11 protein-coding genes and 2 pseudogenes are annotated in these 13005 nt (G+C 62.1%); 10 read left to right on the forward strand and 3 right to left on the reverse strand.

Translation table 11 applies throughout. The features are described 5' to 3' along the window. The 7 genes and pseudogenes from EN906_RS08240 to EN906_RS08270 form a co-directional block, all read left to right on the forward strand. Positions 1–203, forward strand: a pseudogene (locus tag EN906_RS08240) (glutamine synthetase); the annotation flags it as partial. 125 nt (positions 204–328) lie between these two features. Continuing rightward, a complete protein-coding gene (locus EN906_RS08245; RefSeq protein ID WP_127268305.1) occupies positions 329–1717 on the forward strand; it encodes an aldehyde dehydrogenase family protein in 1389 nt (462 codons plus the stop codon). Positions 1718–1734: 17 nt separating this feature from the next. Next, positions 1735–2907 (forward strand): iron-containing alcohol dehydrogenase, encoded by a 1173-nt coding sequence (locus EN906_RS08250; protein ID WP_127375129.1) that lies wholly within the window; start codon positions 1735–1737, stop codon positions 2905–2907. A gap of 242 nt (positions 2908–3149) precedes the next feature. Next, positions 3150–4256: an ABC transporter substrate-binding protein gene (locus tag EN906_RS08255; RefSeq protein WP_127272317.1), complete on the forward strand. Its 1107-nt coding sequence runs from the start codon at positions 3150–3152 to the stop codon at positions 4254–4256. 63 nt (positions 4257–4319) lie between these two features. Next, positions 4320–5234, forward strand: coding sequence for an ABC transporter permease subunit (locus EN906_RS08260; RefSeq protein ID WP_127375130.1), 915 nt, complete (start codon positions 4320–4322; stop codon positions 5232–5234). Beyond that, positions 5231–6022, forward strand: a complete 792-nt coding sequence (locus EN906_RS08265; protein ID WP_023759707.1) for an ABC transporter permease — start codon at positions 5231–5233, stop codon at positions 6020–6022. The genes EN906_RS08260 and EN906_RS08265 overlap by 4 nt, the downstream gene beginning before the upstream one ends. An 11-nt stretch (positions 6023–6033) precedes the next feature. Continuing rightward, the gene (locus EN906_RS08270) at positions 6034–7098 is read left to right on the forward strand and encodes an ABC transporter ATP-binding protein (protein ID WP_127375131.1); all 1065 of its coding nucleotides are present in this window, start codon (positions 6034–6036) and stop codon (positions 7096–7098) included. Between the two features lie 47 nt (positions 7099–7145). Here the strand turns inward: EN906_RS08270 and EN906_RS08275 are convergent, their stop codons facing one another. Next, a complete protein-coding gene (locus EN906_RS08275) occupies positions 7146–7757 on the reverse strand; it encodes a hypothetical protein (protein ID WP_127272319.1) in 612 nt (203 codons plus the stop codon). Positions 7758–7789: 32 nt separating this feature from the next. Beyond that, positions 7790–8406, reverse strand: a pseudogene (locus tag EN906_RS08280) (glutathione S-transferase N-terminal domain-containing protein). Positions 8407–8531: 125 nt separating this feature from the next. Here EN906_RS08280 and EN906_RS08285 point away from each other — a divergent pair. From EN906_RS08285 to EN906_RS08295, 3 genes are all read left to right on the forward strand, one after another. Beyond that, on the forward strand, positions 8532–10082 hold the full coding sequence (locus EN906_RS08285; protein ID WP_127270713.1) for a sodium:proton antiporter: 1551 nt from the start codon (positions 8532–8534) through the stop codon (positions 10080–10082). Between the two features lie 166 nt (positions 10083–10248). Then, entirely contained in the window at positions 10249–11151 is a 903-nt protein-coding gene (locus EN906_RS08290) for an endonuclease/exonuclease/phosphatase family protein (RefSeq protein ID WP_127272321.1), read from the forward strand. Beyond that, positions 11148–11993 carry an EamA family transporter gene (locus EN906_RS08295; RefSeq protein ID WP_013529691.1) on the forward strand — a complete coding sequence of 282 codons (846 nt, stop codon included), beginning with the start codon at positions 11148–11150 and terminating at the stop codon, positions 11991–11993. The genes EN906_RS08290 and EN906_RS08295 overlap by 4 nt, the downstream gene beginning before the upstream one ends. Before the next feature lie 7 nt (positions 11994–12000). Here the strand turns inward: EN906_RS08295 and EN906_RS08300 are convergent. Beyond that, on the reverse strand, positions 12001–13005 hold a 1005-nt coding region (locus EN906_RS08300; RefSeq protein ID WP_127375132.1), incomplete at its 5' end, for an MFS transporter.

Below are 13005 nucleotides of genomic sequence, written 5' to 3' on the forward strand. Positions count from 1 at the left end.
ATGCCTATCAGGCATCGCGCCTGCCGGAGATTCCGAAGACGCTGCGCGATGCCACCGAGACGCTTGCGCAGTCGACGATGCTCAAGCAGGCGCTCGGCGAGGATGTGCTCGAACATTATGTCCACACCGCAAAGTGGGAGCAGCTTGAATACGACCGCCGCATCACGGATTGGGAACTGCACAGAGGGTTCGAGCGGTACTAGGTATCGACGGTTCGTCGGCGCCCCTTCACTCTTACCCTCTCCCCGTGGGGGAGAGGGTGCCGGCAGGCAGATGAGGGGCAGTGCCAGGCCATACGATTTTGTTGTAGAATACGAGGACTTACAAAATGACCGAGACGGTCAAACTCATATCCCCCATCGACGGTTCGATCTATGCCGAGCGACCGATCGCGACCGACCAGGCGATCAATGCAGCGGTGGAACGCGCCAAGGCGGCGCAAGAGAAATGGGCTGAGACGCCGATCGTCGAGCGCGGCAAGTACATGCTCGCCATGCTGGAAGCGCTGGTCGCGATATCAGACGAGATCGTGCCGGAGATCGCCTGGCAGATGGGGCGGCCCGTACGCTACGGCGGCGAGTTCGGCGGCGTCAGGGAACGCACCACCTATATGGTCGAGATCGCCGAGCAGGCGCTCAAGTCGGTGCCTGCCTCCAACCCGAAGGACGGCTTCCGCCGTTATGTGAAGAAGGACCCGCTCGGCGTGGTCATGGTGATCGCGCCGTGGAATTATCCCTATCTCACCGCCGTCAACACCATCGTGCCGGCGCTGATGGCCGGCAACACCGTCATCCTCAAGCATGCGGCGCAGACGCTGCTGGTCGGCGAGCGCTTTCAGCAGGCGTTCGACAAGATCGGCCTGCCCAAGGGCGTGTTCCAGAATGTCGTGCTCAATCACGCCCAGACCGAAAGGCTGCTCGGCTCGGGAAAGATCGACCATGTCAATTTCACCGGTTCGGTCGGCGGTGGCCGCGCCATCGAAAAGGCGGCGGCCGGCACCTTCATGACGCTCGGCCTCGAGCTGGGCGGCAAGGATCCGGCCTATGTGCTGCCGGACGCCAAGATGGATCATGCGATCGCCAATCTGGTCGACGGCGCCTTCTACAATTCCGGCCAGTGCTGCTGCGGCATCGAACGCGTCTATGTGCACGAAAAGGTCTATGACGAATTCGTCGAAGGCTTCATCGCCGAGACCAAGAACTATGTCGTCGGCAACCCGCTCGACCAGGCGACGACGATGGGACCGATGGCGCAGGCGCGCTTCGCCGATCTGATCCGCGAACAGAAGGCCGAAGCGCTGCGCAAGGGTGCCAAGGCGCACATCGACATGAAGGTGGCTAACGACAAGGCCGGTTCGCCTTATCTGGCACCGGAAGTGCTGACAGAAGTCGATCATCAGATGAGCGTCATGCGCGAAGAGAGCTTTGGCCCGGTCGTCGGCATCATGAAGGTGCGTAACGACGAAGAGGCGATCGCTCTGATGAACGACAGTCCTTACGGGCTGACGGCTTCGATCTGGACCCGCGATACCGAGCATGCCGTCGCGATCGGCAATCGGGTCGAGACCGGCACGGTGTTCATGAACCGCTGCGACTACCTCGATCCGGCACTGGTCTGGACCGGCGTCAAGGACACCGGCAAGGGCGCGGGCTTGTCGGCCATCGGCTATGACAATCTCACCAGGCCGAAATCATTCCATCTGCGCGAAGCCATCTGATTTATTGAAAGACAAAAATGTCCAAGCTGATCTCCAAATGGAACTACCCCACCACCGTCCGCTTCGGCGCCGGCCGCATCAAGGAATTGCCTGAGGTGCTGGCGGCCACCGGCATCAAGCGGCCGTTGTTCGTCACCGATCCTGGACTGGCGAAACTGCCGGTCGTCGCCTCGACCCTAGAGATCCTCGACGATGCGAAGGTCCCTTACGGCGTTTTCTCCGAGGTCAGGCCGAACCCGGTCGAATCCAACCTGACCGCCGGCATCGCCGTGTTCAAGAAGGGCAAGCATGACGGCGTCATCGCCTTCGGCGGCGGCTCGGCGCTCGATCTCGGCAAGCTGATCGCCTTCCAGGCCGGGCAGACGCGGCCGGTGTGGGATTTCGAGGATGTCGACGACTGGTGGACGCGCGCCAATTCGGATGCCATCGCGCCGATCATCGCCGCACCGACCACCGCCGGGACCGGATCGGAGGTTGGCCGCGCCGGCGTCATCACCAATGAGGCCACGCACACCAAGAAAGTCATCTTCCATCCCAAATTGTTGCCGGCTATCGTCATTGCCGATCCGGAGCTTTCGGTCGGCATGCCGGGCTTCATCACCGCCGGTACCGGCATGGATGCGCTGGCCCATTGCCTCGAAGCCTATTGCGCGCCCGGCTACCATCCGATGGCCGACGGCATCGCCGTCGAAGGTGTGAGGTTGGTCTTCGAGAACCTGCCGAAGGCCTATGCCAACGGCGGGGATCTCGTTGCGCGCGCCCATATGATGAGCGCCGCCGCCATGGGCGCCACCGCCTTCCAGAAAGGGCTCGGCGCCATCCATTCGCTGTCGCACCCGGTCGGCGCGCTCTACGACACCCATCACGGCATGACCAACGCGGTGTTCATGCCCTATGTTCTGGCCTTCAACCGGGACTCCATCGAGGAGCGTATCGGCCGGCTCGCCGCCTATTGCGGCATCAAGGGCGGCTTTGACGGCTTCGCCAAGGCGATCATCAAGCTTCGCAAGGAACTGAAGGTGCCGCATGCACTGCCCGGCCTTATCAAGGGGCTCGATATGGACAAGAAACGTAAGATGCTGATCGCCGATATGGCGGTGGTCGATCCGACTGCCGGCGGCAACCCGGTCAAGCTGACCAAGAAGGCGGCGCTGACCTTGCTCGAAAACGCCATCGCCGGCACGGTCTGAGGCGTTTTCCGCGCCGCAAAGTGATCTGAAAAGGGGCTATGAAAACAAGGGGGAGGATGACGGGCAAGGCAAAAACTAGTTAGCCGGAAAAAGAATCGCGGAGCGATTGCTACATCAGGTTAAAAAGAGTTTACTTTTTCGCACTGCGAGCAGCCGCTTTCACAAAGCTTTCATCTGGCTGTCACATGAAAACGATACCGCATCGCAGGCGTCCAACGGCGTCAGTTCAACGGAGAGAACACATGTTCAAATTCACGGGGAAAGTGCTTTCCCTTTCGGCCGCGGCGCTTTTCGCGTCGACGGTGATTTCGTCCGCGGATTCGCTGGACGATCTCGTCAAGGCCGCCAAGGCGGAAGGCCAGCTCACCACCATCGCGCTGCCGCATGACTGGTGCGGCTACGGCGACGTCATTGCAGGCTTCAAGGCGAAGTATCCGGAAATCACCGTCAACGAACTCAATCCCGATGCCGGTTCCGGCGACGAGATCGAGGCGATCAAGGCCAACAAGGACAACAAGGGCCCGCAGGCGCCCGACGTCATCGACGTCGGCCTGTCCTTCGGCCCGACCGCCAAGGCCGACGGCCTGATCCAGCCCTACAAGGTGTCGACCTGGGACTCGATCCCCGACAGCGCCAAGGATGCCGAGGGCTTCTGGTACGGCGACTATTACGGCGTGCTGTCGTTCATGGTGAACAAGGATCTGGTCAAGGAATCACCGAGCGACTGGGCTGACCTCTTGAAGCCGGAATTCGCCAACGCGGTTGCTCTTGCCGGCGATCCGCGCGCCTCGAACCAAGCCATCCAGGCGGTCTACGCTGCAGGCCTTTCCGGTGGCGCTGCAGCCGGTGAAGCCGCCGGCACCGCTGGCCTCGACTTCTTCAAGAAGCTCAACGCCGCCGGCAATTTCGTTCCGGTCGTTGGCAAGCCGGCAACCCTCGCCCAGGGCCAGACCCCGATCCTGATCAACTGGGACTACAATGCGCTCGCCGGCCGCGACACGCTGAAGGGCAATCCGCCCGTCGACGTCGTCGTGCCGAAGACCGGTGTCGTCGCCGGCGTCTACGTGCAGGCGATCAGCGCCTACGCGCCGCATCCGAACGCAGCCAAGCTGTGGATGGAGTACCTCTACTCCGACGAAGGCCAGATCGGCTGGCTGAAGGGTTATTGCCACCCGATCCGCTTCAACGATCTCGCCAAGAATGGCAAGATCCCGGCGGACGTGCTGGCAAAGCTGCCTCCGGCGGAATCCTATGCCGCAGCAGTGTTTCCGACGCTCGACGAGCAGGGCAAGGCCAAGGAAGCGATCAGCAAGAACTGGGACGCCGTCGTCGGCGCCAACGTGAAGTAACTCACACCATGCCGGGCGGCTTCGCGGCCGCCCGGTCCTTCTCTCGAAGACGGTAGCCGGCGCATGACTGATATCTCATTGTCCGACCACGCTGTTACCGGGAAGACTGCGCCTCCCGCCGAAGCACGCAGCATGCGGCTGCCGACACAATGGCTTGGTGTCGCGCCTTTCTTCATCTTCGCCATCATGTTCCTCATCCTGCCCACGCTCTATCTGATGCTGGGTGCATTCCAGAACGATGCCGGCGAATTCACGCTCGAGAACATCGCAGCGCTGGCGCAACCGTCCATCGTTGCCGCCTACTGGGTTTCGATCAAGATCAGTCTTGCGTCATCGCTGATTGGCGCATTTGCGGGCCTGGCGATTGCCATCGCCATCGTGCGCGGTGGCCTGCCAGACTGGATACGTTCGGCGACACTGACGTTTTCCGGCGTGGCCTCCAATTTTGCCGGCGTGCCGCTGGCCTTTGCCTTCCTCGCCACGCTCGGCCGCCTCGGCATTGCGACGGTGATCCTGAACACCGTGTTCGGCCTTAACATCTACGCGCACGGCTTCAACATCCTGTCATTCTGGGGCCTGACACTGACCTATGTCTATTTCCAGATACCATTGATGGTGGTGATCATCGTGCCGGCCATCGACGGACTGAAGAAGGAATGGGGCGAGGCCGCCGCGACGCTGGGCGCGACCATGTCCCAGTATTGGCGCATGGTGGTCATTCCGGTGATCTGGCCGAGTTTCCTCGGCACCGTGATCCTGTTGTTCGCCAACGCCTTCGGCGCCATCGCCACCGCCTATGCGCTGACCGGCTCGTCGCTCAACATCGTGCCGATTTTGCTCTATGCACAGATCCGTGGAGATGTGCTGCACAATGCCCATCTCGGTTATGCCATCGCCTTCGGCATGATCGTCATCACAGGTCTTGCCAATGTGTTCTACATCTGGTTCCGGACCCGTTCCGAGAGGTGGCTGAAATGAAGTCGGGAAAGTTCTGGGCCTGGCTCGTCTTTGCTCTTGGCGCGGCCTACTTTTTCATCCCGCTGATCGCGACCGTGGAGTTCTCGATGCGCATGCGGCGCGGGGAGTACTCCTTCGACGCCTACAAGGTCGTGTTGGGCGATGCCCGCTTCCAGGCCACCTTCGGCTATTCGGTACTGGCCGCCGTTTTCACCATCATTCTCGGCGTGCTGATCGTGGTGCCCGCCGCTTATTGGATTCGGCTTCGGCTGCCGCAATTGCGGCCGATCGTCGAATTCATTACCCTGCTGCCGCTGGTCATTCCGGCCATCGTCATCGTCTTCGGCTACATCAGAATGTACGGGTCGAATTCGCCGCTGCCGTTCCTGGCGACCGATACAGGCACCAATGCCTTGCTGGTCATCGGCTATGCAACACTGGCGCTGCCGTACATGTATCGCGCCGTCGACACCGGGCTTCGCACCATCGACGTGCGCACACTGACGGAGGCGGCACAGATCCTTGGTGCTGGTTGGGGGACGATCATCACCCGTGTCATCCTGCCCAACGTGCTGATCGCGGTGCTCTCGGGCGCCTTCCTCACCTTCGCCATCGTCATCGGCGAATTCACCATGGCCAGCCTGCTCAACCGGCCGGCCTTCGGCCCCTATCTGCAGAATATCGGCGCCAACCGCGCCTATGAGCCGGCGGCACTTGCCATCATCGCCTTCGCCATCACCTGGGGCTGCATGTCGCTGATACAGATCCTGTCCCGCTTCGCGCCGAGATCGGCGAACCGTCCGAACTGAAAGTCAAAGCCATGGCCGACCCATTCCTCTCCATCCAGCACGTTCGAAAATCCTTCGGCGCCACCACGGTGGTCGAGGACTTCAATCTTGACGTCGAGCGCGGCGAATTCGTCTCCTTCCTCGGCCCGTCCGGCTGCGGCAAGACCACCGTGCTGCGTATGGTGGCGGGCTTCGAGGAGCCGAGCGCCGGCACGATCGTCGTCGGCGGCAAGGACATTACGAGGTTGAAACCCAACCAGCGCAATGTCGGCATGGTGTTCCAGGCCTATGCGCTGTTTCCAAACCTGACCGTGGCGCAGAATATCGGCTTCGGCCTGAAGGTCGCCGGCATGCCCAGGGCGGACATCGATGCTCGTGTCGCCGAGATGCTCGGCATCATCAAGCTGCCGCAGATGGTGGATCGCTATCCCTACCAGCTCTCGGGCGGCCAGCAGCAACGCATCGCGCTGGCCCGCGCCATCGCGCCGAAGCCGAAGCTCTTGCTGCTCGACGAGCCGCTGTCGGCGCTCGACGCCAAGGTGCGCGTGTCGCTGCGCGAGGAAATCCGCTCGATCCAGAAGAAGCTCGGCATCACAACCATTTTCGTGACGCACGACCAGGAGGAGGCGCTGTCGATCTCGGACCGGATCGCCGTCATGTATGGCGGCAAGGCCGAGCAGGTCGGCACGCCGTTCGAGATCTACAACCGCCCGGCGACCAAGTTCGTCGCCAATTTCGTCGGCACGCTAAACGTGCTCGAAGGCACCGTCACCGATGCCGCTGCAGGCACGGTGCGGGTCAATTCCGAACAGGTTTCGCTCAAGGGCAAGCTCAACGGCTCCAAGTCCGGCGACACGCTGTCGCTGGCGCTGCGTCCGGAAGCGATTTCGCTGGGCCGTCAGCCCGGCCGTGACTCCAGCCTTTCGGGAGAAATCTCCGAAGTGCATTTTCTCGGCTCGGTCATCCGGGTTCGCGTCGGCATCGGCGGCAACACGGTCTCGCTCGACACCTTCAACAGCCCGGCAACCCCGCCGCCCGCTGTTGGTGAAAAGGCTGAGATCTCGTTCTCGTCGAGCGACATGCTGGTGCTGCACTAAAAACGGCAACACCGGCTTGGATGGCCAAGCGAAGCGAAGCCAGTGTTCTATTCGGTGGGGCAACGTCCCCAAAGGATAGGTTGCGCGAAGCTGAAATCGATCTCCAGCAGGGTATTGGGTGTCATCATCAGCAATGCACTCGTCCCGTTGGCGTTCTTCAGAATTTCCTTACCGTTTCCACTGCCGAGCACCTCCATTTGCTGTTCGATGTTCCATCGGTAGTTGTAGGATATCCCCGTTTTGAAAATGTACTCTCTGTGGATCGCGTGCTTCGAACGGGTAACCGGACCAATAATGTCGAAGGAATAGTCCGTCAATTTCTTAAAGGACTCTCCAAATTTATCACAGTATTTCTTCATGTTGTCTTCGTTGGTCAGGTCGGAATAACCAAGGTCGATCCACTTCCCTTCGATGAGAGACATCATTGTCTCGTTAGTCTTCTGCGCCCAAAGCCCCATGCCCGGATCCGGTCGCGTCGTTCCCAGAAGTTTGATCTTAGCCGCCGCCAATTCATCATATAACGCGGAAGCGCCAGCCGCCGGCGAGAGCAGTATCAATGTGAACAGCGTTGCGGACAATCTCAGCATGGGAGGTCCTCGATCAGCCAATTGTTGCGACATGACTTTGGCGACCAGTAATAAACGACCGTTGGTTTTCATAGGTCAAGGCTGATTGTTATGCTGGCCTGGCCTCAAGCTGGCGCGATGAAGGGCTTCGAAATCGCCTGGAAGACCGGCAGGGCTTCCATCCGTGTGGCGTGGGCTTCCAGAGCCGGAAAGCCCGTCAGCGAAACCAGCCCGGGATGGGCCTCGTCGATGAAGCGGAGCGCCGCGGCAACCGCGATGTCGGCGTGACCGATGCGGCCGTCGAACCAGTATGGTGTCGGCCCCTCCTGACGATCGGCCTCCAGCACAGCCAGAACAGCTTCGATCTGTGTACGGCAGCGCCCGATCCAGAGGTTCGAGACTTTCTCGTGCAGTCGCAATTCGTAGAACAGGCTGATCGCCTTGTCGCCCAGCCCGGTCGCAAGGGCCGAGACCTTCAGCGCCTGATGGCGCGCCGGTTCGGTCGCCGGAAACACCCGTCGGTCGGCCGGAACCAGGCTGTCGAGGTAGTCGAGCATCAAATGGCTCTCGATCAGCACCTCGCCATTGTGTCGAGCCCCAGTATCGGCACATTGTAGGGCCGAATCTTGTCGGCATCGCCGAAGGCCGACCAGGAACGATGTTCGTAGGCAATTCCATACAAGGTCAGCGCGATTCCGACGCGGCGGACGAAAGGCGAGTCATACTGGCCGATGAGGATCATGCCATTCTTGTACGGCAAGAGGCTGTTTAAGGCGTACTGCCAGAGGGCTTGAGTTTGATGGCCAATCGACCCCATCCTGCAGGTATATCTGCGCCGGCAATCCCGTCTCACTGAAGTAACAGCCCATGGCTCTTTTCGAACTCACCCTTGTCCTGCTTTTGATCGCTGTCGCGCTGACGGCGCTGTCGCGGCGCGTACAGGTTCCCTATCCCTCTTTGCTGGCGCTGGCCGGGGTGGCCATCGCCTTCGTGCCTGGCGTGCCGACCATAGAGATCGATCCGGAACTGGCGCTAGCCCTGTTCATCGCGCCGGTGCTGCTCGATGCCGCCTATGATACCTCGCTGCGCGATCTCAACCGCTACAGGGTGCCGCTTGTGCTGCTGGCGCTTGGCGCCGTCCTTTTCACGACAGCGACGGTCGCACTTGCCGGCTGGGCGATGGCAGGCCTGCCGATCGCCGCGGCCATAGCGCTTGGCGCCATCGTGGCGCCGCCCGATGCGGTTGCGGCATCGGCCGTGCTTGGCCAGTTCAAGGTGCCGCACCGCATCACTGCCATTCTGCAAGGCGAGAGCCTGCTCAACGACGCCACCGCCTTGCTGATCTACCGGATGGCGATTTCGGCGGCGGCAGGTTCCATTCTGCTGAGCAGCGCCGTTCCGATGATCCTGCTGTCCACGCTCGGCAGTCTTGCGGCCGGCTACCTGCTTGGCCGGGTGTCTCTGATGACGCTGGGCCGGATCGAAGACCCGGCGAGCGGCACTGTGGTGCAATTTGCCGGCACATTCGGGGTCTGGATCCTGGCCGACAGGATCGGACTGTCGGCCATCATCACCATAGTCGTCTATGCCATGACGATCGCCCGCACCGCGCCGCGCCGCATGCCGGCCAGAAACCGCATCAGCTCCTATTCGGTCTGGGAGACGGCGGTCTTCGTGCTCAATGTTCTGGCTTTCGTGCTGATGGGCCTGCAGGCGCGTACGATCGTCGGCCGGCTTGCCGGGCAAGGGCAGACCGATGCGTTCGTCCTGGCTGGGACAGTGCTTGCCATCGTCATCGTCTCACGCCTCATCTGGGTGTTGGGGTGCGGCGCGATCATCAGGTGGTTTGGCCGTTTCGGCGTGGCTGATCGTCAGCGTGACGCTCCGTCGTTTCGTGGCGGCGTGCTGATCGGCTGGTGCGGGATGCGCGGTTTGGTGACGCTTGCGGCGGCATTCGCCCTGCCGGCTGACTTCCCGGCCCGCGACCCGATCGTGCTCGCTGCCTTCACGGTTGTGCTCGGCACGCTGGTGCTGCAAGGCATGAGCCTGAAGCCGCTGCTGCGCCTGCTGAACCTCGACCCTGACGAAACGGTCGACCGCGAGATCGCGCAGGCGCGCGTCGTGGTCATGCAAGCCGCGCTCGACATATTGAGCGGCAAGACATCGGACGCGGCGGCCGCGGTGCGCGAGCAATATGCCGCTCAACGCAAGATCGCCAAAAATCCCGACGATGCCCAGGCGGCGACCGAATATGACCGCTTGCGTCTTTATGCGATCAAGAGCCAGCGCGACGCGCTGGAGGAATTGCGCCGCAACGGGACGATTGGCGACGAAGCCTATCATCGCCTTGAGGAAGAGATCGACTGGACCGAACTGGCGGCGTCGCCACCCGGCCGTTTCCAGCCGCTGAATACATAAGGCATCGCACGCCGTTTTCCGGCGCACGGAAGATATCGAAGTGCTTCGGGATCGGTGCATGATCCCGGTGAAGGGCAAGGCTGGTCCAAGCCACGTCCATTCTCCTGCACATTGCCACCGTGGCATCGAACCGTTACTGCCAACACGAAATTGAGCCGGATAAGCAATGAAGCTGGTCAGCTACAACATCCAGTACGGGTTCGGCGGCGACGGCCGCTACGATCTTTCGCGCGCCGCGCGCATCGTTGCCGGCGCCGACATCATTGCGCTGCAAGAGGTCGAGCGGCACTGGCAGCGCAGCAATTTCGACGACCAGCCGGAACTGCTTTCGCGTCTGCTGCCCGAACATCACTGGGTCTACGGCCCGGCCTTCGACATGGATGCCAGCGAAAGGCGCGACGGCCGTCTGGTCAATCGGCGCCGCCAGTTTGGCACCATGCTGCTGTCGAAACTTCCGATCGTCTGGTCGCGGCTGCATGCGCTGCCGATGCGCCGCACGCAGCGGCCGCTCAACACCCGCAACGCCGCGCTTGAATGCATGATCCGCACCCCGGCAGGGCCGGTGCGGGTGTTGTCGCTGCATCTCGCCCACATCGCGGCCGAGGAGCGGCTGGAGCAGATCGACTACCTCATGGCCGAGCATCGCCGGGCACCGTCCGATGGCGGACCGTGGAGCGGCGTCGACGACGAGCCCACGCGCAATTGGACCAGCGGCGAAGCGGAGCCGGAAAACCCGCTGGCGGCGATCTGGATGGGCGATTTCAACATGGAGCCGGACAGCGCCGAGTATCGCCGCATCGTCGGCAGCACGCCCTACCATAGGGGTGCCGCCTATCTCAGCGGTTTCGTCGATGCCGCCGCCGTTGCCGGGGAGCCGGTTCCGGACTTCCACACCCATGTGAAGACCATCGACGGCAGACTGGCAAAGCGCCGGCTCGACCATTGCTTCGTCGGCGGCATGTTCGCCGGGCGGGTGCGTTCGATCAGTGCCGACATCGGCGAGGTTGCCTCGGATCATTTTCCGCTGCGGGTCGACATAGACCTGGAAACGCCCGGCATCGCCACATGACGCTTTTCGTCTTCTTTGCAGTGCTTGCCGCCGCTGCCATGCACGCGATCTGGAATGCGCTGGTCAAGGTTCATCTCGACCGCTTCCTGTCGATCACGCTGATGACATTAGGCATGGGCGCGGCGGCACTCGTGGTGCTGCCCTTCGTCGAAGTGCCGAAGGCGGAGGTGTGGCCCTACATCATCGCCTCGGTCATTTTCCACATGGGCTACCGGACCTTCCTGATCGGCGCCTACAAGGCCGGCGATTTCGCACAGACCTATCCGCTGGCACGGGGCACAGCACCTCTGCTCTCGGCCTTTGGAGGCATGTTCGTCGTTGCCGAGATTCCCGGCCCGTTCGCCATGCTCGGTATCTTCCTGTTGTCGGCCGGCACGCTGGTGATGTCGTTTCGTGGCGGCGCGCATCTGGAAAAGCTTAACCTGCGCGCGGTCGGTTTTGCGCTCGGCACCTCCATCTTCATCGCCAGCTATACGCTGTCGGACGGCAGTGGCGCGCGGCTGGCGGCAACCGCGCAGAGCTATGCCGCCTGGCTGTTCATCTGCGATGCTTTTGGCGCGTTGGTGCTGTGCCTCATCTTCCGTGGGCCGAAGGCACTGCCGGTGCTGGCGCGCGACTGGAAGGCAGGGCTGTTCACCGGCGTGCTCAGCGGCGCCGCCTACTGGATCGTCATGTGGGCGATGACCAAAGCACCGATCGCTTCGGTGGCCTCGCTGCGCGAAACCTCGATCCTGTTCGCCATGATGATCTCGGTCTTCGCTCTCGGCGAAAAAATGACCGGCTGGCGCGGTGCCGCCGCGCTCAGCATCGTGGCCGGCGTCGTCGCGCTGAGGCTTGGTTAGGCGCCGCTCAGGTCAGGACGGTCATCACCTGGCCACGTCGTTCCGGGCTGAAACGGATGACGACGATGATGCAGACGGCGACCACGCCTGCGAACAGCGCCAGGGCATAGCCATAGCTGCCTCCGGCGCTTTCCGCGATTCCCGCCTGATAGGGGCCGCCATAGGACGCGGCGAGATTGCCCGCCTGATAAATAAAGCCGGGCAAGGTCGCCCGCACCGCGCCGGGCGAAAGCTCGTTGAGGTGCACGGGGATGACGCCCCAGGCACCCTGGACCGCGACCTGCATGACGAAGGCGCCGATGGCGAGCATGAACGGCGTGGTCGAGTAGGCCCATAGCGGGATGGATGGCAAGGCGATCAGGCATGCCAGCGTGATGGCGTTGACGCGGCCGATCTTCTCCGACAGCGCGCCGAAAGCCAGGCCGCCGACGATGGCGCCGATATTGGCGACGATGGTGATCCAGCTCACCGTATGCGGATCGAAGCCGTGCTGCTTCTTCAGGAAGGTAGGGTAGAGGTCCTGCGTGCCATGACTCAAGAAATTGAAGAACATCATCAGGACGACGGCATAGAGCGCGACGCCCCAGTGCTTCTGCAGCGTTTCCCACATGCCCGGTCTCGCGGTCTTCTGCGCTTCGACGAAGGCCGGCGATTCCGGCACATGCGATCGGATGAAGAGCACGATCAGCGCCGGCACGAAGCTGAGCAGGAACATGGCGCGCCAGCCGATCGTGTAGCCGCCGATCGTCTGCTGATAGAGCAGGCCATAGACCACCGCCGCCAGCAGATAGCCGGCCGGATAGCCGCATTGCAGGATGCCGGAGACCATGCCGCGTGCGCTCGGCGGAATGGATTCCATGGCCAGCGAACTGCCCAGTCCCCATTCGCCGCCCATGGCGATACCGAACAGCGCGCGCAGCGCCAGGAAAATGCCAAGATTGGGCGAGAAGGCGGCCAGCGCGCCGATCACCGAATAGCTGACGATGTTGAGCATGAGGATGGGCTTGCGCCC

The organism is Mesorhizobium sp. M7A.F.Ca.CA.004.06.1.1, assembly GCF_003999135.1.
Lineage (GTDB): Bacteria > Pseudomonadota > Alphaproteobacteria > Rhizobiales > Rhizobiaceae > Mesorhizobium.

What these genes read in the sequence shown, in the direction of transcription:
- EN906_RS08255 (WP_127272317.1), top strand. Translation starts at nt 3,150, where the DNA reads ATGTTCAAATTCACGGGGAAAGTGCTTTCCCTTTCGGCCGCGGCGCTT.
- EN906_RS08295 (WP_013529691.1), top strand. Translation starts at nt 11,148, where the DNA reads ATGACGCTTTTCGTCTTCTTTGCAGTGCTTGCCGCCGCTGCCATGCAC.
- EN906_RS08260 (WP_127375130.1), top strand. Translation starts at nt 4,320, where the DNA reads ATGACTGATATCTCATTGTCCGACCACGCTGTTACCGGGAAGACTGCG.
- EN906_RS08285 (WP_127270713.1), top strand. Translation starts at nt 8,532, where the DNA reads ATGGCTCTTTTCGAACTCACCCTTGTCCTGCTTTTGATCGCTGTCGCG.
- EN906_RS08245 (WP_127268305.1), top strand. Translation starts at nt 329, where the DNA reads ATGACCGAGACGGTCAAACTCATATCCCCCATCGACGGTTCGATCTAT.
- EN906_RS08275 (WP_127272319.1), bottom strand. Translation starts at nt 7,757, where the DNA reads ATGAAAACCAACGGTCGTTTATTACTGGTCGCCAAAGTCATGTCGCAA.
- EN906_RS08270 (WP_127375131.1), top strand. Translation starts at nt 6,034, where the DNA reads ATGGCCGACCCATTCCTCTCCATCCAGCACGTTCGAAAATCCTTCGGC.
- EN906_RS08290 (WP_127272321.1), top strand. Translation starts at nt 10,249, where the DNA reads ATGAAGCTGGTCAGCTACAACATCCAGTACGGGTTCGGCGGCGACGGC.
- EN906_RS08250 (WP_127375129.1), top strand. Translation starts at nt 1,735, where the DNA reads ATGTCCAAGCTGATCTCCAAATGGAACTACCCCACCACCGTCCGCTTC.
- EN906_RS08265 (WP_023759707.1), top strand. Translation starts at nt 5,231, where the DNA reads ATGAAGTCGGGAAAGTTCTGGGCCTGGCTCGTCTTTGCTCTTGGCGCG.